The following is a 25218-nucleotide window of genomic DNA, read 5'->3' as shown; positions in this document are numbered from 1 at the left end:
GTCTCCTAGTGTCCCGCCGCCAGGCGCCGTTCCAGTCGCTGCACCAGCCAGGACAGGGACGCCGTCATCACCAGGTAGAGCAGGGCCACGGTGAACCAGACCTCGAAGGGGGCGAAGGTGGAGGACACCACTTCCCGCCCGGCCTTGGTCAGGTCGGTGAGGGAGATCACCGACACCAGGGAGGAGTCCTTGATCAGGTTGATGAACTGGCCGGCCAGGGCCGGCAGGCTGCGCCTGAGCGCCTGGGGCAGCACCACCTCGACCATGGCCCGGCCGTAGCTCATGCCGAGCGAGCGGGCCGCCTCCATCTGCCCCACCGGCACCGACTGGATGCCGGCGCGGATGATCTCCGCCACGTAGGCGGCGCTGAACAGGGTGAGGGCGGTGGCGCCGGCGGTGAAGCGATCCAGGGACAGCACGGTGCCGACGAAAAAATAGATGATGAAGATCTGTACCAGCAGCGGGGTGCCGCGGATGATCTCGATATAGAGGATGCACAGCCGGCGCAGGGCCGGGTTGGCGGACAGCCGCCCCAGGCCCAGCCCCAGGCCGAGCAGGACGGAGCACAGCAGCGACACCACCGACAGCTGCAGCGTCATCACCATGCCGTCGACGATGGGGCCGGCGCGCACCTGGTCGAGCCTGGCCAGCTCATCCCCCTCGAACAGCAGGTCGCCGTCCGCCACCAGCAGGGTGCCGACCCGGTCCAGCACCAGGGGGGCATCACCATAATCGGAGATCAGGGTGAGGCGGCCGTCGTCGCCGAGTTCGACCTGGCCGTCGAAGGGGGCGCGGATGGGGCGGGGCGAGGTGTCGACGATATAGGGCAGCACCCGCTCCCAGCGCCAGTGGTAGTCGATGCTCTGGGTAGACCAGTAGATACCGCCGGCCAGCATGAGCACCACGCCCATAAAAACCCCGTTCCACAGCCAGTGCTGTTTGGCAGCCTGCATATGCTCGTTGTTCCCGTCAAACTCGCCGGCGGCGTTCGGACCGCCGGCGATGATCCGCTGTTACTGTACCCGGCCGACCCAGGCGTCGCTCTTGAACCACTTGCGATAGAGCCGGTCGTAGCTGCCGTCTTCCCGGATCTGGCGCAGGTAGTTGTTGAGGAAGTTGAGGAAATCCCCGTCGCCCTTGCGCACCGCCCAGCCCAGGGGGCCGTAGGTGAAGGCCTGGTCCAGGTGCACCAGCCGGCCCGGGTTCTGGGCGGCGTAGACGGCGTTGTAGCTGATGTCGTAGACGAAGGCGTCGGCCCGGCCGTTGGCCACTTCCTGGGCGGCGTCGGCGGAGCTTTCGAACAGCCGCACCTTGGCCCGGCCCAGGTGGCGCTTGATGGCGTATTCGCCGGTGGTGCCGAGCTGGGCGGTGACGGTGTAGTGTTCATCGTTCAGCTGGCGATGGGAGGTCACGCTGTCGGCCAGTGCCGGGCGGATCAGTACCGTCTGGCCAGCGTCGAAATAGGGGTCGGCGAAGTTGACGCTGAGGTTGCGTTCGGGGGTGACCGTCATGCCCAGGATCAGATCGCACTTGTTGGTCTGCAGGGCGGGGATGATGCCGTCCCAGCCGGTGTTGACCGGCACGAACTCGACGTTGACCGACCTGGCCATGGCCTTGGCCATATCGATGTCGAAGCCGATGAAATCGCCGCCCTTGTCGGTCATCTCGAAGGGCATGTAGCCGGACTCGAAGCAGAAGCGGAATTCACCCGAGCGCTGGATCTGCTCCAGGGTGGAACTCTGGGCGCCGGCGGCGAACAGGCCGCTGCCCAGCAGGAGAAGGCGGAGGATTGTTTTCATGAAACTGTCCCTGTGATGAACGAAGGCATCGGGAGCGGGGCCCCGACAAGCGATTAACAGAGTCCCGTATTCTAGCGGCAGCGCACGGGGATATTCCGCGTTATCGGGGAAAAAAGCGGGGAGGAACGGCGCCGCCCTGTCCGCCGCGGCGAAGGGGGTATCCTTTCAGTTGCCGCCGTATAAATACTTGAACCGCTGTCGGCGCCGGTAGGGGAAGACGTCCACGAACTGGCCGGCCTGGATGTTCTGCTGCAGCTGGCGCCAGTAGTCGGCGCTGAACAGGTCGTTGTGCTGCTGCTTGAAGGCCTCGCGGATGCGGGGGCTGCTGAGCAGGAAGGTGGCGAACTCTTCCGGAAAAACGTCGTTGGGGCCCACCGAATACCAGGGCTCGGCGCTGAGTTCGTCTTCGGGGTAGCGGGCCTTGGGAATGTCGCGGAAGTGGCACTCGGTCATGTAGGCGATTTCGTCGTAGTCATAGAAGATCACCCGGCCGTGGCGGGTGACGCCGAAGTTCTTGAACAGCATGTCGCCCGGGAAGATATTGGCCGCCGCCAACTGCTTGATGGCGTTGGCGTATTCGTCGACGGCGTCGCTCACCGCCTGGTCCGAGGCGTGCTCGAGATAGATGTTGAGCGGGGTCATGCGCCGCTCGGTATACAGGTGACGGATCACCAGGGTGTCGCCCTTGATGCTGAGCAGGGAGGGGGCCACCTGCTGCAGTTCGGCCAGCAACTCGGGGCTGATGCGGTGCAGCGGCAGTTCGAAATTGGTGAATTCCATGGTGTCGGCCATGCGTCCGACCCGGTCGTGCTGCTTCACCAGCCGGTATTTGGCCTTGACCGTTTCGTGGTTCACCTCCTTCGGCGGGGTGAACTTGTCCTTGATCACCTTGAACACCACGTCGAAGGAGGGCAGGGTGAACACACTCATCACCATGCCCTTGATACCGGGCGCGGCCACGAACTGGTCCCGGGACTGGTGCAACTGCTGCAGGAAGTGGCGGTAGAACTCGGTCTTGCCGTGCTTCTGGCAGCCGATGGCGGTGTAGATCTCGTAGTCCGCCTTGTTGGGCAGCAAGGGGCGCAGGAAGTGCACCAGCAGCGCCGGCACCGGGCACCACACCATGAAATAGGCCCGGGCGAAGCCGAACAGAATGGACGCATCGTCCTTAGAGAGGATCAGGGTGTCCAGGCTGAGGCCGCCCTCGCCGTCGTGCAGTATGGGCAGGATAAAGGGCAGCAGCAGGGGACCCTGCTCCAGCCGTCCGACCAGGTAGGCGCCCTTGTTGCGGTAGAACAGGGTGTTGATGAACGTCAGGCTGAACTCCCCCCCGGCGAGTTCTGCCGGCCCCTGCTCTTCGAGGTAGCGGCGCACATGGCCCAGATCCCGCTCCAGGTGGCTGAAGGGCACGGCCAGCTCCGTCTGCTCCAGCACCCGGCGCAGGCAGCCGGCGAGATCCGGCATTTCAAGCCGGTAGTGCCAGCTGTAGGGGGCCAGATCCGGCTCGGGGGCACGGCGGATAAAGCCGTGCACATAGAGGTTTTCGGCGCGGATGTTCTTGTGACGCAGGGAGCGCCGGTATACCGAGTTGTAGAAGGACTCGGCGATCTCGGGGTTGGGGTGGTGGGTGAGCAGATCGTTGAACGCCTGCTTCAGCTCCTTGAGGCCTTCCTGGCCGAGGGGGGCACCGCCCATGTGATCGCTCACCGCCTGCAGGGTTTCGTTCACGTGGTGATCGTAGAGGCGGATGCGCTGGCGCCCGGCCAGCTGCACGCCCAGCCAGTCTCGGCTTTCGAACCTGACCTTGGCGCCCTGGGTGATGTCGAGAAAACGACGGTAGAAGGCGTCGAACCTGTCCATGATGATGGTGGCCAATTCCCTGGCGTTGCCGTGCATGATGAGCTTCCCTGTTGTGATGCCTTATGTTGCGATAGTAATGGATCCGGGTGCCATTGTGGGGAAATTATTGTGATTACGGGGGAGGAGCGCGCGGGCATTGGGGCGCGGGCGGCTCGCCCGTCTGGGTGTGATGCCGTGGTTTGGGTGTGGCTTGAGGGCTCGAGGGTTGCCGCTGCACGGCAATGCAGGCGGGCCGCCTGCGCTCCGGGGAGTTTGCCCGGCTGCTAAAGCCCCTTACCCCTCACGCTTTACCTTCGGGCCCGCTTTGCGGACAATACGCGGCCTTACATCGAGGGGAGTGGCATGGAGCTTTATTTCGTACTCAAATCGCCGGCCCGGGCCGAGAACGTCGGCGCCGCCGCCCGCGCCATGAAAACCATGGGATTCAGCCGCATGCGGCTGGTCGACAGCAAGGTGCACCAGCAGGACCAGGCCCACTGGGTGGCCCACGGCGCCCAGGAAATACTGGAGCAGGCCGAGTACTTTCCCACCCTGGCCGAGGGGCTGACGGACATGGACCTGGTCATCGCCACCACGGCACGCCGGCGCGGCCGTTACCTGCACTATCTCACCCCCAAGGAAGCCATCAATCAGGTCAACAACAAGCAGCTGGCAAAAGTGGCCATCCTGTTCGGCTGTGAAGAGTCGGGGCTGAGTAACGACGATCTGGTCCATGCCGACATCATCAGCTACCTGCCGCTGAAGGTGGCTTATCCTTCGCTCAACCTGGGTCAGGCCATCATGCTTTATGCCTGGGAATTCAGCCAGGGGCTGGCAGAGGAAAACGAGGAAAAAAACGCCATTCAGGCAGAAAATGCCCAGTTAAGGGTGCTGCAACAAAAAACAGAGCAATTGTTTGAACTTGCCGGAGTGTCTCAGCAGGAAAAACTGGCTGACTGGGTTAGGGACCGATTGCCTATGCTGGAACAGCGGGACCTGAATCTGCTTCATCTGCTGTATAAAGACCTGGAGCGTGCCCTGGCCGGCAAGAATCGAGGTTGACAAGCCGAAAGGCTCGGGTTATTGCTATGCCATCCGTTTTTCGAGGTTGTCCGTCATGCTGTTCCATGCAAGCCGCACCATCACCACCATTATTATTACCGGTACCACCATGGGTGGCACTGGGGCGGGCTGATGCGCTGACGACAAACAAGATCTGAATCCTCAAGCCCGTATCCCAACCAGATGCGGGCTTTTTCGTTTTACACAGGGAGTAATCAATGCGTGTCTTGAAATTTGGCGGCACCTCTTTGGCCAACGCCGATCGGTTCCAGACCGTGGCCGACATCGTGGTCAACAATCAGCGGCAGTCCCAGGTGGCCCTGGTGCTGTCGGCGCCGGCCAAAGTCACCAACCATCTGGTGGCGGTGGTGGAGCAGGCCAGCCGTGGGCTGGATCCGACCCCGGTACTGAAGGAGATCGAGCAGATTTTCCATGCCATCATCGATGGCCTCAAGGCCGCCCACGGCAACCTGGAGGCGGACGCGCTCAAGGCCCAGGTGGATCGGGAGCTGGGTCAGCTCACCCGCCTGCTGCAGGGCGTCAGCCTGCTCATGCAGTGCCCGGACAACATCCAGGCCCGTATCCTGAGCCGGGGCGAGGCGTTGTCCATCGCGGTGATGGCCGAGCTGCTCAAGGCCCGCGGCGAGCAGGTGGAAGTGATTGCTCCCCAGGCCATGTTGCTGGGCGAGGGCAGCTTCCTCGAAGCCCACGTCAACATCGAGGTGTCCCGCCAGCGTTTCCGCGATCAGGGGTTGCGTTCCGACTGCGTCTACCTGATGCCGGGCTTTACCGCCGGAAACGACAAGGGTGAAACCGTGATCCTGGGCCGCAACGGCTCCGACTACTCCGCCGCCGTGCTGGCCGCCTGCGTGGATGCCGAGTGCTGCGAGATCTGGACCGACGTGGACGGCGTCTACAACTGTGATCCGCGCCTGGTGCCCGATGCCAAGCTGCTCAAGCAGCTTTCCTACAAGGAGGCGATGGAGCTGTCCTACTTCGGTGCCAAGGTGCTGCATCCCAAGACCATAGCCCCCATCGCCCAGTTCCATATTCCCTGCCTGATCAAGAATACCGGTAACCCCCAGGGTGAAGGCTCCCTCATCGGCCCCGAGTGCAGCGACGACGACCTGCAGGTCAAGGGCATCTCCGATCTGGCCGGCATGACCATGATCAACCTCTCCGGCCCGGGCATGAAGGGCATGGTGGGCATGGCTGGCCGGCTGTTCTCCTGCGTGTCCCGCGCCGGGGTCAGCATAGTGCTGATCACCCAGAGCTCGTCCGAATACAGCGTGAGCTTCTGCATCCACAGTTACGACAAGCACAAGGCCCAGAAGGCCATTGCCGACGAGTTCGCCCTGGAGTTCAAGAACAACCTGCTCGAGCCACTGGATCTGATCGACGATCTGGCCATCATCTCCCTGGTGGGGGATCGCATGCGCACCGCCAAGGGCGTGTCGGCCCGCTTCTTCAACTCCCTGGCCGAGGCCTCCATCAATATCGTGGCCATCGCCCAGGGCTCCAGCGAGCGCTCCATCTCCGCGGTGATCCGCAAGGAGAAGACCACCGAGGCGATCAAGGCCTGTCACCAGAATTTCTTCTCCAGCCGCCAGTTCATCGACGTGTTCCTGGTGGGCTGCGGCGGCGTGGGTGCGGCCCTGCTCGAGCAGATCCGCCGCCAGCAGCCGGTGCTGGAAGCCCAGGACATCGGCATCCGGGTGGTGGGCGTCGCCAACTCCCGCAAGATGGCGCTGGATCGCAACGGCATCAACCTGAACGAATGGCGCGACCGGCTGGAGCAGGCCCACGAGGCCTTCAGCCTGGAGCGGGTGACGCGGCTGGTGGAAGACAGCCACCTGATCAATCCGGTGCTGGTGGACTGCACCTCCAACGAGCAGATTGCCGACCAATACGCCGACTTCCTCGCCGCCGGCTTCCACGTGGTGACCCCCAACAAGAAGGCCAATACCGCCAGCCTGGACTACTACCGCGAGCTGCGTCGTACCGCCCGGGCCACCCGCCGCAAGTTCCTGTACGAAACCAATGTGGGCGCCGGCCTGCCGGTGATCGAAAACCTGCAGAACCTGATCCGCGCCGGCGACCAGCTGAAGGCGTTCGGCGGCATTCTGTCCGGCTCCCTGTCCTATATCTTCGGCAAGCTGGACGAGGGCATGAGCTTTGCCGACGCCACCCGCATCGCCCGGGAGAACGGTTTTACCGAGCCGGATCCCCGCGATGATCTGAACGGCATGGACGTGGCGCGCAAACTGCTGATCCTGGCGCGGGAAGCCGGCATGGAGCTGGATCTGAGCGATATCGAGGTGGAAATGGCGCTGCCGCCGGAATTCGACGCCAGCGGCGATATCGACGGCTTTATGGCCCGGCTGCCGGAGGCCGACACCTGGTTCGAGGCCCGGGTGGCGGAAGCCGCCGCCGAGGGCAAGGTGCTGCGTTACGTGGGGGCCATCGAAAACGGCCACTGCAAGGTTGCCATCAAGGCGGTAGACGGCGATGATCCCCTGTTCAAGGTCAAGGACGGCGAAAACGCCCTGGCGTTCTATACCCAGTACTACCAGCCGATCCCGCTGGTGCTGCGCGGTTACGGTGCCGGTGCCGATGTCACCGCCGCCGGCGTGTTCGCCGACCTGTTGCGCACCCATAACTGGAAGCAGGAGATCTGAATGAGTGTTGTTGCGTACGCCCCTGCCTCTACCGCCAATGTGAGCGTGGGTTTTGATGTGTTGGGGGCCGCGCTGGCCCCCCTGGACGGTACCCTGTTGGGTGACCGGGTGTTGGTGGGCGAGACCGGGGGTGACTTCAACCTGGTTAATACCGGTCCCTTTGCCCATAAGTTGCCGGACGATTTCACCCAGAACATCGTCTACGACTGCTACGTGGCCTACGGCAAGGCACTGGCGAAGAAAGGCCTTAAGCTCAAGCCGCTGGTGATGACCCTGGAGAAGAACCTGCCGGTGGGCTCGGGGCTGGGCTCCAGCGCCACCAGCATCGTCGCCGCCTTCGTGGCGCTCAACGCCTTCCATGACGAGGCCATGAGCGAGCACGAACTGACCCTGCTGATGGGCGAGCTGGAAGGGCAGATTTCCGGTTCAGTTCACTACGACAATGTGGCACCCTGTCACCTCGGCGGCATGCAGCTGGTGCTGGACGAAGCCGGTGTGGTCAGCCAGTCGCTGCCGGTGTTCGACGACTGGTACTGGGTGGTGTGCTACCCCGGCATAGCGGTGTCCACCTCGGCGGCGCGGGCCATACTGCCTGCCCAGTACCGCCGCCAGGACTGCCTGGCCTACGGCCGCCGGCTGGCGGGCTTTGTGCATGCCAGCCACACCGGCCAGGAAAAGGTGGCCGCTGCCATGCTGAAGGACGTGATCGCCGAGCCCTACCGCGCCCAGCTGATCCCCGGCTTCAGCGAGGTACGCGAGCACGCCGCTACCATGGGGGCCCTGGCCACCGGTATTTCCGGCAGCGGCCCCACCGTGTTCTGCGTGATGAAGGATCTGCACCAGGCGGAAAAACTTAAAACTTGGCTGGCCGACCATTTTATTCAGAATCAGGATGGCTTTTGCCATATTTGCAAACTCGATGCCCAAGGCGCTCGGGTAACAGGAACAGAGCTATGAAGTTGTACAACATCAAGGACAATAGTGAGACCATCAACTTTGCCGGTGCCGTCCGGCAGGGGCTGGGCCGGGGGCAGGGGCTGTTTTTCCCGGAAAACCTGAGCCCGCTGCCCAATGTGGACGCCCTGCTGGAGCTGCCGCTGGTGCCGCGCTCCGTGGCCATTCTGCAGCACCTGATCGGTGACGAGATCCCGGAAAGCACCCTCGCCGCCATGGTGGAGCGGGCCTTTACCTTCCCGGCGCCGCTGGTGAAGGTGGACGACCACACCTATGCCCTGGAACTGTTCCACGGCCCGACCCTGGCGTTCAAGGACTTCGGTGGCCGCTTCATGGCCCAGTGCCTGGCCACCCTGAGCGACGACGGCAAGATCACCATCCTCACCGCCACCTCCGGTGACACCGGCGCCGCCGTGGCCCACGCCTTCTACGGCCTGCCCAACATCGAAGTGGTGATCCTCTACCCCGAAGGCAAGATCAGCCCGCTGCAGGAGAAGCTGTTCACCACCCTGGGCGGCAACATCCGTACCTTCGCGGTGCAGGGTGACTTCGACGCCTGCCAGGCGCTGGTCAAGCAGGCCTTCGACGACGAAGAGCTGAAGGCGGCGGTCGGCCTCAACTCCGCCAACTCCATCAACATCAGCCGGCTGGTGGCCCAGGTGTGCTACTACTTCGAGGCGGTGGCCGAGCTGCCCGCCGAGCAGCGTCACAAGGCGGTGATTGCCGTGCCTTCCGGCAACTTCGGCAACCTCACCGCGGGCCTGATCGCCAAGGCGCTGGGCCTGCCGGTGAAGCGCTTCGTGGCCGCCACCAACGCCAACGACACCGTGCCGCGCTACCTGGAAAGCGGCAGTTGGGATCCCCACGCCACCGTCGCCACCCTGTCCAACGCCATGGACGTGAGCCGCCCCAACAACTGGCCGCGGGTAGAAGAGCTGTGCCGGGTCAAGGGTTGGAAACTGTCCGACATCGCCTCCGGCGCCCTCGACGACGAGCAGACCAGGGATGCCCTCAAGCGGCTGTTCGCCCAGGGTTACCTGTGCGAGCCCCATGGCGCCATCGCCTGGGAGCTGCTCAACAAGGAGCGGGGCAAGGATGAGGTGGGCATCTTCCTGTGCACCGCCCATCCGGCCAAGTTCAAGGAGAGCGTGGACGAGATCCTGGGCCAGGACATCCCGCTGCCCGGCCCCCTGGCCAAACACGGCGCCATGGCGTCCCTGTCCGAGGTGATCCCGGCCGACTTCGCGGTGCTTAAAGCCAAGATGATGAAGTAACCCATCCGCAGCGCAGGCGGCCCGCCTGCCTTGCCGCGCAGCGGCAACATGGAAAAAGGGCGAAGGCATTGATCGTTGCCTTCGCCCTTTTTTATTCAGCCAAACCCGGCGCCGGGTCATGTAGGGTCGACTTCAGTCGACCAACCCCTGACGCCGTTGGTGGATTGGTCCGTTGAAACGGCCCCTACAACGGCCCTGTTGAAGCAGATCCCACGGTGGGGCCTGTAGGGGCGACTTCAGCCGACCGGCTGCTATCCGTCATCGCTGCAAGTGCTTGTAAGAGATCTCTCAATAAGACTAGGGATAAGGCGGTTTGTTGCCGTGGAATTTGGTAAAGACTTTATTTATCTATCTGTTATTAAATAATTTTTATGGGTTGTTTGTTTTATGCTCAGCCGGGATCCCGCCCCGGGTAAATTGAGCCGGCCGGCCAAATCCGTATAGTTAATAGCAACAGCAAGGCAGGCTGGCTTGTCAGGAAGACAAACGGCAGGAACGCCTTACAGGGATATCCGGCAGGAGCCGGAGCAAGGATTAAGGAAGCGGTGCCGGAGCGGAGTCCGGCAGCCAGGAGGCAAGGGACCAGGCCGGGATGGCCAAGGGGATGACCGAGGAAGGGTCAGGGATACCTCCAGGACGGAGCGGTTGGCGGCAGGACGCGGCCAGTCAGGATGATGCGGGAACGCCCCGACGGAACGGGAAGGGGAAGGCTCGGGACGGGCCAGGTCAGGGATTGCAGGGAGCAATCAGGTTCAGGGAACAAACCGACGACACCAAAAGGGGCAGCCACCGGCTGCCCCTTTTCTATTGCGCCTTCGTCCGAATCGTGGGGCTACCCCCGGCTTGTCGGCCTGTGTTAACTTGTACGACCAGTTGAATTAATCGGGTAACAAGCCATGAGTCAGGCATTGGATGAGTTATTGACGCTGCTGGCGCTGGAGCCGCTGGACGACGGCCTCTACCGCGGCCAGAGCCGGGATCTGGGCTTTCGTTCCGTGTTCGGGGGCCAGGTGATGGGCCAGGCGCTGGCGGCGGCCAAGTATACCCTGGAGCCGGAGCGGCCGGTGCATTCCTTTCATTCCTACTTCCTGCGTCCGGGGGATGTCAACAAGCCCATTATCTACGACGTGGAGAAGATCCGCGATGGCAAGACCACCTCCACCCGCCGGGTGCAGGCCTTGCAATACGGCAAGCCCATCTTCTACATGACCGCCTCCTTTCAGCAACCGGTGGCGGGTTTCGAGCACCAGGCTCCGATGCCACAGGTGGCGGGGCCGGAGGGGCTGACGCCGGAGAGCGAGCGTATCGCCGCCCTGTCCGCCTTTCTGCCGGAGCAGGTCAAGGACAAGCTGCTGTCGGAAAAGCCGATAGAGATCCGCCAGGTCAACTATGTCAATCCCATGAAGCCGGAGAAGATGGCGCCGGTGCGCCATATCTGGCTCAAGGCCAACGGCCGGTTGCCGGACGATCCCCGTATCCACAAATATCTGCTGGCCTACGCCTCGGATTTCAATTTCCTGCCCACCGCCCTGATGCCCCACGGCCACTCCTTCTGGGAGCCGCAGCTGCAGGTAGCGACCATCGATCATTCCATGTGGTTCCATCAGGATTTCCGCTTCGATGACTGGATCCTCTATGCGATAGAAAGCCCCCGGGCCATTGCTGGCCGGGGGCTGGTGCAGGGGCATTTCTATACCCGTGAGGGCGTTTTGGTGGCGACGGCGGTGCAGGAAGGGATTATCCGCCCTCGCCACCTGGGCTGAGCTCAGGCCCTGATCAAATGGTCGAAGGCGCTTAGGGCGGCGGTGGCGCCGGCGCCCATGGAGATGATGATCTGCTTGTAGGGCACGGTGGTGGCGTCGCCGGCGGCGAACACCCCGGCCATGGAGGTGGCGCCCCTGGCGTCGATCACCACTTCGCCGAAGCGGGTCAGCTCCACTTCCGAGCCCTGCAGGAACTCGGTGTTGGGCACCAGGCCGATCTGCACGAAGATGCCCGCCACCTCCAGGCGCCGGCTGTCGCCGCTGACCCGGTCGGTGTACTGCATGCCGGTGACCTTGCTGCCGTCGCCCAGCACTTCGGTGGTCTGGGCATTCATGATGATGTCGATATTGCCCATGGCGCGGGCCTTGCGTTGCAGCACCTCGTCGGCGCGCAGGCTGTCGGCGAACTCCAGCACGGTCACGTGTTCGACGATGCCGGCCAGGTCGATGGCCGCTTCAATGCCCGAGTTGCCGCCGCCGACCACCGCCACCCTCTTGCCCTTGAAGAAGGGGCCGTCGCAGTGCGGGCAGTAGGCCACGCCCCTGGTACGGTATTCGGCCTCGCCGGGCACGTTCAACTCGCGCCAGCGCGCCCCGGTGGCCAGGATCACCGCCTTGCCCCTGAGGGTGGCGCCGCTGGCCAGCGGCACTTCTATCAACTCGCCGCGGCGGATGCCGGCGGCACGCTGGTCGGTGATGATGTCCACCCCGTATTCCCTGACGTGCTGCTCCAGGCTGGCGGCCAGCTTCGGGCCTTCGGTGTAGGGCACGGAAATGAAGTTTTCGATGCCGACGGTGTCCATCACCTGGCCGCCGAAGCGCTCGGCCACCAGGCCGGTGCGAATGCCCTTGCGGGCGGCGTAGATGGCGGCGGCGGCACCGGCCGGGCCTCCGCCGACGATCAGCACGTCGTAGGGGGTTTTTTCGTCGAGGGCGGCGGCCTTGCGCTCGGCGGCGCCGGTGTCGAGTTTGCCGACGATCTCTTCCAGGCTCATGCGACCCTGGCCGAAGTGTTCTCCGTTCAGGTAGACGGCGGGCACCGCCATCACCTGGCGCCGGTTCACCTCGTCCTGGAACAGGGCGCCGTCGATCATCACGTGGCTGATGTTGGGGTTCAGGGTCGCCATCAGGTTCAGCGCCTGCACCACGTCCGGACAGTTCTGGCAGGACAGGGAGATGTAGGTTTCAAAATGGAACCGGCCCTCGAGGTTGCGGATCTGCTCCAGCAACTCGGGGGAGGCCTTGGACGGATGTCCGCCGGCCTGCAGCAGGGCCAGTACCAGCGAGGTGAATTCGTGGCCCATCGGAATGCCGGCAAAGCTTACCCGCGGCGCCTGCCCGGCAGGGGCGACGCTCATGCTGGGAGTGCGGCCGGCGGCGGCTTCCTTGAGGCTGATGTTGCCGGAAAGCCCGCTGATCTCGGCGGCCAGTTCCAGCAATTCTTTGGATTTGGGGCTGTCATCACCGGACACGCTGATCTCTATCGGAGAGACGATGTTCTGCAGGTAGGTGTCCAGTTGTTTTTTGAGATTCGCATCTAACATGGTCGTGTCCTGTGCCGAATTTTGGGTATAAAAAACCCGGCCCGCCGACCGGATGAGGCATCATCGCGGCGGGCCGGGGTAGCTGTCCGGGTCTTAGATCTTGCCGACCAGGTCGAGGGACGGTGCCAGGGTGGCTTCGCCTTCCTGCCATTTGGCGGGGCAGACCTCACCCGGGTGGGCGGCCACGTACTGGGCGGCCTTCACCTTGCGCAGCAGGTCGGAGGCGTCGCGGCCGATGCCTTCGGCGGTCACTTCGATGGCCTGGATCACGCCCTGGGGGTCGATGATAAAGGTGGCGCGGTCGGCCAGGCCCTGGCCTTCACGCATCACGCCGAAGTTGTTGGTGATGGTGCCGGTCTGGTCGCCCACCATGTAGTACTTGATCTTGCCGATGGTCTCGGAACTGTCGTGCCAGGCCTTGTGGGTGAAGTGGGTGTCGGTGGACACGGAGTACACCTCGACGCCCATCTTCTGCAGTTCGGCATAGTGGTCGGCCAGGTCGCCCAGTTCGGTGGGGCAGACGAAGGTGAAGTCGGCCGGGTAGAAGAACACGATGGACCACTTGCCTTTCAGATCGGCCTCGGTCACTTGAACGAAGTCGCCGTTGTAGTAAGCCTGGGCGGTAAAGGGTTTGATTTCGGTGTTGATTGCAACAGCCATGTTAGCTCCTAAATGTGTCGTTAGTGGGTGTGTCTCTCGAACGGTTTCCATACTAGGCCCTGTCCTGAATCCAATAAAGTGATTATTTTCTATTGTTCTAATAGGTAATTTCTATCGCCCCTTTTCATCGCCGCCGTCGTGGCCGGCAGCCGTGCTGTCGGACTCCTGTGGGGGCCCAAGCGACGGAGCAGGCCCGGTCCGGGAGGAGGACCAAAAATGACAAAACAACCACAGATATCGGCGAGCCGGTGTTGGTTGCCTGTCACCGCCGGCTTTTTGCGAGCGCAAAAAGCCGGGAAAATCCCGGAAAACTTTTTTAAACATATGTTTAAATGCTTGTATTTCAAGCCTTGAGGGAGAGCGGCAGGGTATTTGTCAAACCTTGGAGTTTAGTCGGGATAATATATTGCATATGAATTAAATTGACGTAATTTAATTACACTTATATTTGTCTTGGTCCAGTGGTGGCTAATGGGTTAATCCAGTAACTAAGTGATTTTTATGATGTTTGACTTTGGTCGTAAAGCGAATTTGTAGTGTGACCTGTGTTGTATTTTTGTGAAATTGGATCTTGATCTTTTCCGGTCTATTGCGCACCTTAATAACCGTACAGCGATGCAGAGCAAAAAGGAAAAGGGGCACCAATAACGGAGACACCGATACGGTGTCCGGATAACAAGCACCGGCCTTGTTGCGAAGCCAAATATAACGAGAGCATCACTGCCAATGCCGGCAAGCGGGAAGGACCCGGAGGTATTGCCGGTTTGACAGGGAAGTTTAATGCCGCTGAACAGAGCGCACATCATACAAGAGAGGACTTGAGACCATGCCATACGCACACGACCTTGATACCCTGGCGTCATTGATCAAGCAGAATCCGAGCTGGAGCGCCATCAAACCCGAGTACGCCGCCCGCATGCGTGCCCAGAACCGGTTCAAGACCGGCCTGGACATCGCCAAGTACACCGCCAGGATCATGCGCGAAGACATGGCCAACTACGACCAGGACTCGTCCCAGTACACCCAGTCCCTGGGGTGCTGGCACGGTTTCATCGGCCAGCAGAAACTGATCTCCATCAAGAAGCATTTCGGCAGCACCAAGCGGCGCTACCTCTACCTGTCCGGCTGGATGGTGGCGGCCCTGCGCTCCGAGTTCGGCCCGCTGCCGGATCAATCCATGCACGAGAAAACCTCGGTGCCGGCCCTGATCGAGGAGCTCTACACCTTCCTGCGCCAGGCCGACGCCTGGGAGCTGAACCACCTGTTTCGCGCCCTGGAAGAGGCCCAGCAAGCCGGTGACGAGGCCAAGGCCAAAGAGCTTCTGAGCCAAATCGACAACCACGAAACCCATGTGGTGCCGATTGTCGCCGACATCGACGCCGGTTTCGGCAACGCCGAGGCGACCTACCTGCTGGCCAAGAAGATGATCGAAGCGGGGGCCTGCTGCATCCAGATCGAGAACCAGGTGTCCGACGAGAAGCAGTGCGGCCACCAGGATGGCAAGGTGACGGTGCCCCACGCCGACTTCCTGGCCAAGATCAACGCGGTGCGTCTGGCCTTCCTGGAGCTGGGAGTGGACGACGGCGTGATAGTGGCACGCACCGACTCCCTGGGTGCCGGCCTGACCAAGCAGATCGCGGTGACCCACGAGCCGGGTGATCTGGGGGATCTGTACAACAGCTTCCTCGACGGCGACTACATCGACTCGGCCGATGACATCAATAACGGCGACGTGGTGATCAAGTCCCAGGGCAAGCTGCTCAAGGTCAAGCGCCTGGCCTCCGGCCTGTTCTGCTTCAAGCCGGGCTCCGGCGAGGATCGGGTGGTGCTGGACTGCATCACCAGCCTGCAGCACGGCGCCGACCTGCTGTGGATCGAGACCGAAAAGCCCCATATCGGCCAGATCAAGGGCATGGTGGACCGTATCCGTGAAGTGGTGCCCAATGCCAAGCTGGTGTACAACAACAGCCCGTCCTTCAACTGGACCCTGAACTTCCGCCAGCAGGTGTTCGACGCCTGGGCCGCCGAAGGCAAGGATGTGTCCGCCTACGACCGCGCCAAACTGATGAGCGCCGACTACGACGACACCGAGCTGGGCCGCCTGGCCGACCAGTGGACGGCCAACTTCCAGCGCGACGCGGCGCGGGAAGCCGGCATCTTCCACCACCTGATCACGCTGCCGACCTACCACACCGCGGCCCTGTCCACCGACAACCTGGCCAAGGGCTACTTCGGCGACGAGGGCATGCTGGCCTATGTGGCGGGCGTACAGCGCAAGGAGATCCGCCAGGGCATCGCCACCGTCAAGCACCAGGACATGGCCGGCTCCAACATCGGCGATGACCACAAGGAGTTTTTCGCCGGCGAGGCGGCGCTGAAGGCCGGCGGCAAGGACAACACCATGGGCCAGTTCGAGAACATCTGATTGCAAAACAGGGTCAACTGAGAAAGAAAAATACCAACTAGGTCCATCTCGTTTTGGCAGCCTCCGGGCTGCCTTTTTTATTTGCCATATTCCTATACAGGTGTTAAGTAAATGCACCCATGGCCGATACAGGGAAAGTATTGCTTCCCGGAATAAGGGGACCAAGGCTGTTGTCATCCGGCTCCATGGCAATCCAACGCAGAAGGATCTGAAACAGAATGATGCAGATAAAGAAAACGCCGCTGTCGGCCAAGCTGTTCCTGGCCACCGGCCTGATGCTGTTGCTCAGCATACTGGTGCTCAATGGAGTGGTCAGCCTCTTCCTGCAGCGCACGGCCGGGCAGGTCGGTGAGGACAGCTCCCGGGTGCTGATCCGGGAAGTCAGCGATCGGCTGCAGAGCCAGGCCGCCGAAGCCGGGGTGCAGCTGGCCGGCTTTATCAGCGAGAGTTTCCGTTCGCCCCTCACCCTGGCCACCATACTGGCCGAGAATGTCGTCTTGCCCGCCACCGAGCGGCTCAGCCGGGAGCAGGTGGTGGCCCTCAACCGGCAGTTGCTGATGGCCAACCGGCAGTTGGGTTCCAGCTACAGCCAGTTCGAAGCCGATGCCTACGACGGCGAGGACGCCCTTTTCCTCAGTGGCTACGACCATTCGGTGAGCGGGGCCGGCAGCCTGGAGGTCTATGTGGTGCGCCACCAGGATGGACGCCTGGAGCAGCAGGTCATCGGCGATGCCGAGGAGAAGCACGATCAGAGCCGCAACGAGTTCGGGGTGCGCAACGCCGAGTGGTACCTCTGTCCCATGGAGACCGGCAAACCCTGCCTGATGGAGCCCTACCTGTACGAGATCCAGCCCGGCTACAGCGAGCTGATGACCAGCCTGACGGCGCCCATCGTCGCCGAAGGGCGCTTCCGCGGCGTGGCGGGCTCGGACATCAACCTGCCCGCCTTTCAGCGGCAACTGGAGCAGCTGGCCGCCTCCCTCTACCAGGGGCTGATCGTGGCGTCCAGCCGCTATTCCGACAAGCTGGGGCGGCCCCTGGCGGAGGCGGCGGGAGCCGAGGAAAGCGGCCAATGGCTGGCCCTGGCCAGGGGGGAGGGCAGCCTGGTCACGGCCGAGCACCTCTACGGCCGGTACCGGCTGCCGATACCGGCGGCGGAGGCGAGCTGGTCGCTGTTGATCAGCGTGCCCCGCTCGGTGGCCCTGGCCGAGGTGTCGGCCCTGCAGGCCGGGCTGGCCGCGGGAGTGGCCAGCCTGACCCGGCAGCAGTGGCTGGCCGGCGGCCTCGTCATCCTGGCCGGCATCGGCGCCATGATGCTGCTGGTGCGCAGCATCACCCGGCCACTCAGGCTCATGAACGAGCGCATCCTCGGCCTGAGCAGCGCGGAAGGGGATCTGACCCGTTCGGTCGAGATCGATACCCACCAGGAGCTGATCGCCCTGTCCGGCGGCTTCAACGGCTTTATCGACAAGCTGCGCCAACTGGTCGGCCGGCTCAAGCATACCGGGGCCCAGGTCGGCAGCGAGTCGGAAAATGGTGCCCGTCTGGCCGAGCGGATGCAGCAGGAAGTGGGACGGCAGAATCGGGAGCTGGAGTCGGTGGTCACCGCCATGAACGAGATGAGCGTGGCCGCGGCGGAGGTGGCCCGCTTCTCCGAACAGGCGGCGATAGAAGCGGGCCAGGCCAACCAGGCGCTGAAGGCGACCCAGGACCGGCTGGCGGGCACGGTGGGCGACATCGGCCAGCTGGCCGCGGAAGTACAGGAAGCGGCCGGGGCCGTCAACCAGGTGGCGGAGCGCAGTGACGCCATCAACAGCATCCTCGAGGTGATCCGCACCATCGCCGAGCAGACCAACCTGCTGGCGCTGAATGCCGCCATCGAGGCGGCCCGGGCCGGCGAGCAGGGGCGGGGCTTCGCGGTGGTGGCCGACGAGGTACGGGCCCTGGCCGTCAAGACCCGCCAGTCCACCGACGACATCGCCGAACTCATCGGCCGGCTCAACAACCAGGTAGGCGCCACCGTGCGGATCATGGAGCAGGGGGCGTCCCGGGCCGAGCAGACCTCGGCCCACTCCCGCGAGGCCTACGCAGAGCTGGCCCAGGTGACCGGTCTTATCACGACCATCAGCGATCATGTCACCCAGATGGCCACCTCCGCCGAGGAGCAGAGCGCGGTGTCCGGTGACATCAACCGCAACCTCACCACCCTGGGTGAGGCCGCCGCCGAGCTGGCGGAGCTGGCCGGCCGGGTGGGCGAGCACGGCCAGCGGCTGAGCGGCCTGTCCGCCGGGTTGGAGCAGGATCTGGGGCGGCTCAGGACCTGAGCCACCCGCGGGCTTGTTATCCAGGTGTTATAATTGGCGTCATATTGAGCTGCCATTTTAGGGTGGCGGCTCCGTTTTCCTGACTCGCCTGCGGCGATGGGAGTGACGCCATGACCAATCCCAGCAATGCCACCATCACCACTGTGCACCAGGCCCAGTTCACCGGGTCCCATGCCCTGACCATCCCCACCCTGAGGATATTGCAGGACGACGGCAGCCTCTTTGACGGGGCTTCACCGCCGGTGCTGGACAGGGACAGGGCGCTCAGGATCTACGACAGCATGATGTTTATCCGCATCCTGGACGAGCGCATGCTGGCGGCCCAGCGCCAGGGGCGGATCAGCTTCTACATGCAGTGCCTGGGGGAAGAGGCCGCGACCGTGGCCAGCGCCGCCGCGCTCGACAGGCACGACATGATCATGGCCCAGTACCGGGAGCAGGGCGCCCTGCGTTACCGGGGCTTCACCCTGGAGCAGTTCATGAACCAGCTGTTTTCCAACGAACGGGATCTGGGCAAGGGCCGGCAGATGCCGGTGCACTACGGCTGCCGGGATATCCATTTCATGACCATCTCTTCGCCCCTGGGGACCCAGATCCCCCAGGCCAGCGGCTACGCCTATGCCCAGCGGCTGAAGGGGGAAAGCAACACCACCCTCTGCTATTTCGGCGAGGGTGCCGCCTCCGAGGGGGATTTCCATGCCGGCCTCAACATGGCCGCCGTGCTGCAGGCGCCGGTGATCTTCTTCTGCCGCAACAACGGCTATGCCATCTCCACCCCGGCCAGCGAACAATTTATCGGCGACGGCATCGCCTGCCGGGCGGTGGGCTACGGCATTCAGGCGATACGGGTGGACGGGGCCGATGTCCTGGCGGTGTATGAAGCCACCCGGCTGGCGCGCAAGCTGGCCCTGGAGCAGCAGGAGCCGGTGCTGGTGGAAGCCATCGCCTACCGTCTGGGGGCGCATTCCTCTTCCGACGATCCCAGTGGCTACCGCTCCAAGGAAGAGGAGGAACGCTGGCGCAAGCAGGATCCCATCGCCCGCTACCGGCGCTGGCTGCTCAACCAGGGCTGGCTGGATGAGGCGGCGGATCAGATCGCCACCGACGCCCTGCGCCAGGAGGTGTTGGAGGCGCTCAAGGAGGCGGAGCAGGTGGTCAAACCCCGCCTGGACAGCCTGATAGAGGATGTCTATGCCGAGCCCACACCCGCCCTCAGTGCCCAGCTGGAGGCGCTCAAGGATCATATCCGCCGCTATCCGGAGGCTTATCCGGTGACCTCAGGGAGGCTGGACTAATGGCACAGATGAACATGCTGCAGGCCATCAACAACGCCCTGGATCTGGCCATGGCCCGGGACGAGAGCGTGGTCTGCTTCGGCGAGGACGTGGGCCACTTCGGCGGCGTCTTCCGCGCCACCAGCAAGTTGCAGGACAAGTACGGCAAGCATCGCTGTTTCAACACCCCCCTCACCGAGCAGGGTATTGTCGGCTTCGCCAACGGCATGGCGGCCCGGGGACTGAAGCCGGTGGCCGAAATCCAGTTCGCCGACTATATCTATCCGGCCTTCGATCAGCTCGTCAACGAAACCGCCAAGTTCCGCTACCGCTCCGGCAACCAGTTCGACGTGGGCGGCCTGGTGCTGCGCACCCCCTACGGCGGCGGCATCGCCGGCGGTCACTACCACAGCCAGTCGCCGGAGGCCTACTTCACCCACACCCCCGGCCTGCGCCTGGTGGTGCCCCGGGATCCGGCCCAGGCCAAGGGGTTGCTGCTGGCGGCCATCAGTTGCCCGGATCCGGTGTTGTTCTTCGAGCCCAAGCGACTCTATCGCGCTGCCGTGGGCGAGGTGGACGAGGACTACTACGAGCTGCCCCTGGGCCAGGCCGAGGTGGTGCAGGAGGGGAGCGATGTCACCGTGCTGGCCTGGGGCGCCCAAATGGAGGTGGTGCAGAAGGCGGCGGAGCTGGCCGGGCAGCAGGGTATTTCCTGCGAGCTTATCGATCTGCGCAGCCTGGCGCCCTGGGACGCGGAGCGGGTGGCCGAGTCTGTGCTCAAGACCGGCCGCCTGGTGATCAACCATGAGGCGCCGCTCACCGGCGGCTTTGCCGGGGAAATCGCGGCCACCATCCAGCAGCGCTGCTTCCTCTACCTCGAGAGCCCCATCGCCCGGGTCTGCGGCCTGGACACGCCCTATCCCCTGGCGCTGGAGAAGGAATACATGGCAGATCACCTCAAGACCTTCGAGGCGATAGTGCGGACGGTGAACTTCTAGGGGGCGGCATGAAACAGGATTTCTACCTGCCGGATATCGGCGAAGGCATAGTGGAATGCGAACTGGTGGAGTGGCTGGTCGGCGAAGGCGACAAGGTCGCCGAGGATCAGGCCATCTGCGACGTGATGACCGACAAGGCCTTGGTGCAAATACCGGCAGTGCACGGAGGCACCATCACCCGGCTGTACGTGGCCAAAGGCGAGATGGCGCGGGTGCATGCGCCCCTGTTCGAGATGGAGGTGGCCGCGAACGACGGCAAGGCGGCCAGCCAGGCATCCCCGCCTGCGCCGACTCAGACTGCCGAGCCCGCGGCGCCCGAGCCGGAAAGTGAGGCTGCCAGCGTCCAGCCGGCGGCTTCGCCGACGGCACCGGCCGGAGGCCGGGCGCTGGCCAGCCCGGCGGTGCGGCGCCTGGCCCGGGAGCTGTCGGTGGATCTCGGCCAGGTGCCCGGATCCGGCGACAAGGGGCGGGTCTACAAGGAGGACATCGAGGCCTACCTGGCTCGGCGGGAGACGGCCGCCGCGCCTGCTCCGGTCGAGCCGGCGGCGCCGGCCGGCCGGGAGGAGCCGCTCAGAGGTGTGCGCGCCGCCATGGCCCGGCAGATGACCGCCTCCCTCGGCATCCCCCGCTTCACCTTTTGCGACGAGTTCCGCCTGGACCAGTTGCTGGCGCTCAAGGACAAGCTCAAGCCCGCCTTCGCCGCCGAGGGCGCGCGGCTGACCCTGCTGCCCTTCTTTATCAAGGCGCTGTCCCTGTGCCTGAAGCAATATCCCCTGCTCAACGCCCGCCTGGGCGAAGACGGCGCCAGCCTCCGCTACCAGGATCACCACCATATCGGGGTGGCGGTGGACACCGAGGCCGGCCTGCTGGTGCCCACCATCAGGCATTGCGAGCAGAAGTCCCTGCTGGCCATCGCCGCTGAGCTGGAGCGGCTGAGCGAGGCGGCGCGCCAGGGCGGCTTGTCCCCCGCCGAGCTGCAGGGGGGCACCATCACCCTGTCCAACATCGGGGTGCTGGGCGGCACCGTGTCCACCCCGGTGGTGAATCCGCCGGAGCTGGCCATCGCCGCCCTCGGCCGCCTGCAGCGCCTGCCCCGCTTCAACGAGGCGGGCGAGGTGGAGGCACAGCAATTGATGACGGTGTGCTGGTCGGCGGATCACCGGGTGATCGACGGTGCCACCCTGGCCCGCTTCAACAACCGCTGGCGGCAGTATCTGGAGCAGCCGGAGCTGATGCTGGCACAACTGACCTGAGCCATGTACCGGCACCAGCTGCGCAACTTCTACATTCCGGAAGAGCAGTCCATCTATCTGCTCAACGCCAACGACGCCAGGAAACTGAAGGACTGGATAGCCCTGTGCATGGGCGAGCTGGAGAAGCTCGGTTATCGCCGGATCAGCCTGGCGGGCAAGGGCGCCTACGGCTTTACCTTCGTCGGGGTCGGCGCCGACGGCGAGGAGGTGGCCTTCAAGTTTTCCCGCATCAACCTGCCGCCGCACATCCGCGAGCGGCTGGCCGATGAGGCCTATATGCTGTCCCAGGTGCGCCATCCACTGGTGCCCCGCTACATCACCTACCAGGTAGTGAAGAAGCAGGGCATCCTGATGATGGGCCGGGCCAGGGGAGAGGATCTGGAGCAGTTCAGCCTGAAGAAGGGCAGATTGCCGCCCCGGCTGCTGGTGGACATCGCCGCCCAACTGGCCGACATACTGCAGGCCCTGCGCCACCATCGCAAGGATGGTCAGCCCGCGCCCCTGGTGCACGGCGACATCAAGCCGTCCAACATCGTGTTCGATCCGGATTCGGGCCGGATCAGCCTGGTGGACTGGGGATCCTCGGTGTTCGCCCAGACCGACAGTGACGGCCAATTCGTGGCCAGCAACGTGATGGCGCTGATGTCGGCGGACCTGCAGCATTCCAACGCCCGCCTGGGGGACGTCTATTTCATCGGCCCCGAACAGCGGGAGGGCGGGCTGTCCAGTCCCCGTTTCGACGAGCAGGGGGTAGCCGGCACCCTCTACGCCCTGGCCTCGGGCCAGTCCTGCCGCTTCGGCTGCCGGGCCCTGCCGGCGACCAGCCTGGGGCTGCCCCGGGAATTCGCGCTGATGCTGGACGGCCTGCTGTCCGAGGACGCCGAGCTGCGCCGGCGGGCCGGGGATCACTTCCTGGCCGCCATGCCGCGCCTGAAGCGGCTGGTGCTGCCGCCCCTGGCGTTGTTCGACGACAGCCCGCAGTTGCCGGTGTGGGTCAGCCCCGACCAGCACGAGATGGATACCGTGGTGTATTCCTCGCGCAAGTCCTTCCTGCGCGAGCACAGCGAGGAGGAGGGCATCCACTACGTGGACGATGCCCAACTGGAGCGCTACTACAAGAACTACCTGGCGGGCATGGGCGAGACCGAGAAGGCGTTCGTGGCGGCGGTGAGCCGGATCGGCCGCTACCCGGTGGTGGGGGGGCTCGCCATCCACTGGGAGGAGGAGGGCGTCTATATCGACTCCAGCCTCAACCTCTACGACCAGGCGCTGAAGGAGGCCTTCGCGGTGGCGGTCAACAACGTGGTGATGCTGGCCCGGGCCATCGACAGGATAGGGGTGTTCAAGGCCTGCCTGTTCAACGCCCGCAACACCCTCCACCTGAGCCGCTCCGACGAGCACAGCCCCTTCCTGCCGCCGCCCGGCACCCGTATTCCCTACCGGCTGGCGGACATTCCCAGCACCGACGACGCCAGCCGCCAGCATTCCTATTTTGAGGACGGCCGGGATCCGGACGAACAGCTGGTGCTGCCCTACGCCATCGTGGACGCCATCGCCCGCCTGAACCGCATCCACCATACCGGCTGTATCATCTTCGAGGTGACCCCCCTCTACCTCAAGCTGCACAGCTACTACCGGCTGCTGGACCGGCGCGCCGAGGAGGAGTTTCGGGCGCTGCTCGCCTTTATCGTGGACAAGATACCGCTGATCAGCGACCAGGGGGTGGGGGGCTTTATGAAGCTGCCCCACAAGAACACCCGCTTCTTTTCCCACCAGCCGGTGCAGCCCGAGCTGTTCTATCCGGCCAATCCCAGGGCTTAGCGGTGGTACTATTTGGCTGTTTGTTACGAAGAAGAAGAAGAGGAAGAGGCAACAGGGCCGCCTTCGCCGACCCGCTGCAAGCACATCCCTGTGGCGCTCGGCACATGCCGGATGTCGCGGAAACCGTCGGTATCGCCGCGCTGCGACTTGTCACTGGCAACTCGGTCGCGGCGATATCTCCGGTGCAAGGCGCTTCGCGCCCCTGGCATGTGACGGTCGGCGGAGGCCATCCCTGTTACCTCCTTCAAGCCCCGACGCCGTCTGATTATGGTGCCTGCAGGCGGCTGCAGGGCGATAAGGAGGACAAAGCATGCTGTTCCGCCGGCCTTCTGTTTCAGGGATGAAACAGAGAGCGTACATGGATGTATTCATAGCGTGTCGGCGGAACAGCATGCTTTGACCGAGTCTACCTGAGCTGGAACAGGTACTAATCCGGTCGGGTCTGGCTCAGTACAAAGTCCTGCAACTCGGGGTAGAAGGCGAGGAAGGCCTGCTCCATCTCGTCGTAATGGGCCCGCAGCAGGGGCGCGCAGTCGGGCAGGGGGGTGGGGCGGCGAAAGCGGCCGTCGATGCGGATGATGGCCCGGGTGATGCCCTCCAGGCTCCGGTACTGGGCCAGCAACTGGTGCTGCTTGAGCCGCTCCACCAGGATGACCATGTCCGGCGGCCAGTGTACCCCCGGTTGCAGCCGGCGGTGACTGTAGCCGATAAAGTCGGCCAGCGCCCAGGGATGGTAACGGGACCAGTGCCGGGCCAGGAAGTGATCGAACATCATGTCCATGATGATGCCGCCGTAGCGGCGAAAGGGGCTGGGCAGGGCGCGCACCGCCCCCTGATGCCGCGGGTGGGCGTCGGTGAAGCTGTCGATGCGCCGGTGCAGCAGGATGCCGAGTTGCAGTTCCGGGGGCAGGGCCGGGTCTATGGCACCCCGGGCGAACTCCCCCAGCAGGGCGCCGGCCAGGCTGGTCCGGCTGATATGGGCCAGGTGCAGGTGGGCCAGGTAGTTCATAGATCCCGCGAGCCGTCCAGATAATCCTGGGCGTCCGGCGCCAGATCCAGATCGTCCAGGTCGGCTTCGTCGCTCCCTTCGTCGGCCAGCTGGTTGTCCAGCACCTCCAGCAGGTGGATGGCCACGGCGACGAAATCGCTGTCGGTGACGATGCCCACCAGCCTGCCCCTGTCCACCACCGGCAGGCAGCCGTACTTGTGTTTCTGCAGGTAGAGGGCCGCCTCGCGGATGCCCGCTTTGGGGCTGACGGTGGTGACCCCGGTCACCATGATCTCCGCCAGCTTGTGGTGCTGCAGGAAGTGGCCATTGGTACCTTTTTCCAGGCTGGACTCCTGGGCCGCCAGGATGTCCCGCTGGCTGACCAGGCCCACCAGCTTGTCCTGCTCCAACACCGGCAGGTGGCGGATGTGCTGGCGCTGCATCAGGGTGCGGGCCTCGGCCAGGGTGGCGGACGGGGGCAGGCCGATAACGTTGCGTGACATGATTTCGGAAACGACGGCTGGCATGATGCTTCTCCTCTTTTTATATCAAGATAGCCCAA

General features: G+C 63.8%; 18 protein-coding genes. 11 read left to right on the top strand and 7 right to left on the bottom strand.

What is annotated here, in order from left to right:
- Positions 1 to 5 precede the first annotated feature (5 nt).
- From ACT7DK_RS14220 to aceK, 3 genes are all read right to left on the bottom strand, one after another.
- The gene (locus ACT7DK_RS14220; protein ID WP_445400242.1) at positions 6 to 953 is read right to left on the bottom strand and encodes an amino acid ABC transporter permease; all 948 of its coding nucleotides are present in this window, start codon (positions 951 to 953) and stop codon (positions 6 to 8) included.
- A 60-nt stretch (positions 954 to 1013) separates the two neighbouring features.
- Complete coding sequence (locus ACT7DK_RS14215) at positions 1014 to 1799, bottom strand: transporter substrate-binding domain-containing protein (protein WP_445400240.1); 786 nt, start codon at positions 1797 to 1799, stop codon at positions 1014 to 1016.
- Positions 1800 to 1964: 165 nt separating this feature from the next.
- Complete coding sequence (aceK, locus tag ACT7DK_RS14210; protein ID WP_445400238.1) at positions 1965 to 3695, bottom strand: bifunctional isocitrate dehydrogenase kinase/phosphatase; 1731 nt, start codon at positions 3693 to 3695, stop codon at positions 1965 to 1967.
- Positions 3696 to 4001: 306 nt separating this feature from the next.
- Between aceK and ACT7DK_RS14205 the strand changes: the two genes are divergently transcribed.
- The 5 genes from ACT7DK_RS14205 to tesB all read left to right on the top strand — a co-directional run bounded on the left by ACT7DK_RS14205 (position 4002) and on the right by tesB (position 11369).
- Complete coding sequence (locus ACT7DK_RS14205) at positions 4002 to 4700, top strand: tRNA/rRNA methyltransferase (protein ID WP_445400236.1); 699 nt, start codon at positions 4002 to 4004, stop codon at positions 4698 to 4700.
- Between the two features lie 218 nt (positions 4701 to 4918).
- Positions 4919 to 7378: a bifunctional aspartate kinase/homoserine dehydrogenase I gene (gene thrA / locus ACT7DK_RS14200; protein WP_445400234.1), complete on the top strand. Its 2460-nt coding sequence runs from the start codon at positions 4919 to 4921 to the stop codon at positions 7376 to 7378.
- Positions 7379 to 8335 (top strand): homoserine kinase, encoded by a 957-nt coding sequence (gene thrB, locus ACT7DK_RS14195; RefSeq protein ID WP_445400232.1) that lies wholly within the window; start codon positions 7379 to 7381, stop codon positions 8333 to 8335.
- Positions 8332 to 9606 (top strand): threonine synthase, encoded by a 1275-nt coding sequence (thrC, locus tag ACT7DK_RS14190; protein ID WP_445400230.1) that lies wholly within the window; start codon positions 8332 to 8334, stop codon positions 9604 to 9606. The genes thrB and thrC overlap by 4 nt, the downstream gene beginning before the upstream one ends.
- Positions 9607 to 10502: 896 nt before the next feature.
- Positions 10503 to 11369 (top strand): acyl-CoA thioesterase II, encoded by an 867-nt coding sequence (tesB, locus tag ACT7DK_RS14185; RefSeq protein WP_445400228.1) that lies wholly within the window; start codon positions 10503 to 10505, stop codon positions 11367 to 11369.
- Positions 11370 to 11371: 2 nt separating this feature from the next.
- Here the strand turns inward: tesB and ahpF are convergent, their stop codons facing one another.
- Entirely contained in the window at positions 11372 to 12913 is a 1542-nt protein-coding gene (gene ahpF, locus ACT7DK_RS14180; protein WP_445400226.1) for an alkyl hydroperoxide reductase subunit F, read from the bottom strand.
- Between the two features lie 93 nt (positions 12914 to 13006).
- Positions 13007 to 13573 (bottom strand): alkyl hydroperoxide reductase subunit C, encoded by a 567-nt coding sequence (ahpC, locus tag ACT7DK_RS14175; protein ID WP_094039227.1) that lies wholly within the window; start codon positions 13571 to 13573, stop codon positions 13007 to 13009.
- Between the two features lie 826 nt (positions 13574 to 14399).
- Between ahpC and ACT7DK_RS14170 the strand changes: the two genes are divergently transcribed.
- The 6 genes from ACT7DK_RS14170 (at position 14400) to ACT7DK_RS14145 (ending at position 23668) form a co-directional block, all read left to right on the top strand.
- The gene (locus ACT7DK_RS14170; RefSeq protein ID WP_445400224.1) at positions 14400 to 15998 is read left to right on the top strand and encodes an isocitrate lyase; all 1599 of its coding nucleotides are present in this window, start codon (positions 14400 to 14402) and stop codon (positions 15996 to 15998) included.
- A gap of 218 nt (positions 15999 to 16216) precedes the next feature.
- Complete coding sequence (locus ACT7DK_RS14165) at positions 16217 to 18322, top strand: methyl-accepting chemotaxis protein (protein WP_445400222.1); 2106 nt, start codon at positions 16217 to 16219, stop codon at positions 18320 to 18322.
- A gap of 110 nt (positions 18323 to 18432) precedes the next feature.
- Positions 18433 to 19617, top strand: a complete 1185-nt coding sequence (locus ACT7DK_RS14160; protein ID WP_445400220.1) for a thiamine pyrophosphate-dependent dehydrogenase E1 component subunit alpha — start codon at positions 18433 to 18435, stop codon at positions 19615 to 19617.
- Positions 19617 to 20594: an alpha-ketoacid dehydrogenase subunit beta gene (locus tag ACT7DK_RS14155; protein ID WP_445400218.1), complete on the top strand. Its 978-nt coding sequence runs from the start codon at positions 19617 to 19619 to the stop codon at positions 20592 to 20594. Before ACT7DK_RS14160 ends, ACT7DK_RS14155 begins: the two co-directional genes overlap by 1 nt.
- Before the next feature lie 8 nt (positions 20595 to 20602).
- A complete protein-coding gene (locus ACT7DK_RS14150; RefSeq protein ID WP_445400216.1) occupies positions 20603 to 21847 on the top strand; it encodes a 2-oxo acid dehydrogenase subunit E2 in 1245 nt (414 codons plus the stop codon).
- 3 nt (positions 21848 to 21850) lie between these two features.
- The gene (locus ACT7DK_RS14145; RefSeq protein WP_445400214.1) at positions 21851 to 23668 is read left to right on the top strand and encodes a protein kinase domain-containing protein; all 1818 of its coding nucleotides are present in this window, start codon (positions 21851 to 21853) and stop codon (positions 23666 to 23668) included.
- A gap of 427 nt (positions 23669 to 24095) precedes the next feature.
- Here ACT7DK_RS14145 and ACT7DK_RS14140 read toward each other — a convergent pair whose 3' ends face one another.
- Both ACT7DK_RS14140 and ACT7DK_RS14135 read right to left on the bottom strand, forming a co-directional pair.
- Positions 24096 to 24677: an acyl carrier protein phosphodiesterase gene (locus tag ACT7DK_RS14140; RefSeq protein WP_445400212.1), complete on the bottom strand. Its 582-nt coding sequence runs from the start codon at positions 24675 to 24677 to the stop codon at positions 24096 to 24098.
- Positions 24674 to 25183, bottom strand: a complete 510-nt coding sequence (locus ACT7DK_RS14135; protein ID WP_445400210.1) for a CBS domain-containing protein — start codon at positions 25181 to 25183, stop codon at positions 24674 to 24676. Before ACT7DK_RS14135 ends, ACT7DK_RS14140 begins: the two co-directional genes overlap by 4 nt.
- Positions 25184 to 25218: the final 35 nt, after the last annotated feature.

It is taken from the genome of Zobellella sp. An-6, from assembly GCF_052487945.1.
This window is presented reverse-complemented; position numbering and strand designations above follow the sequence as displayed.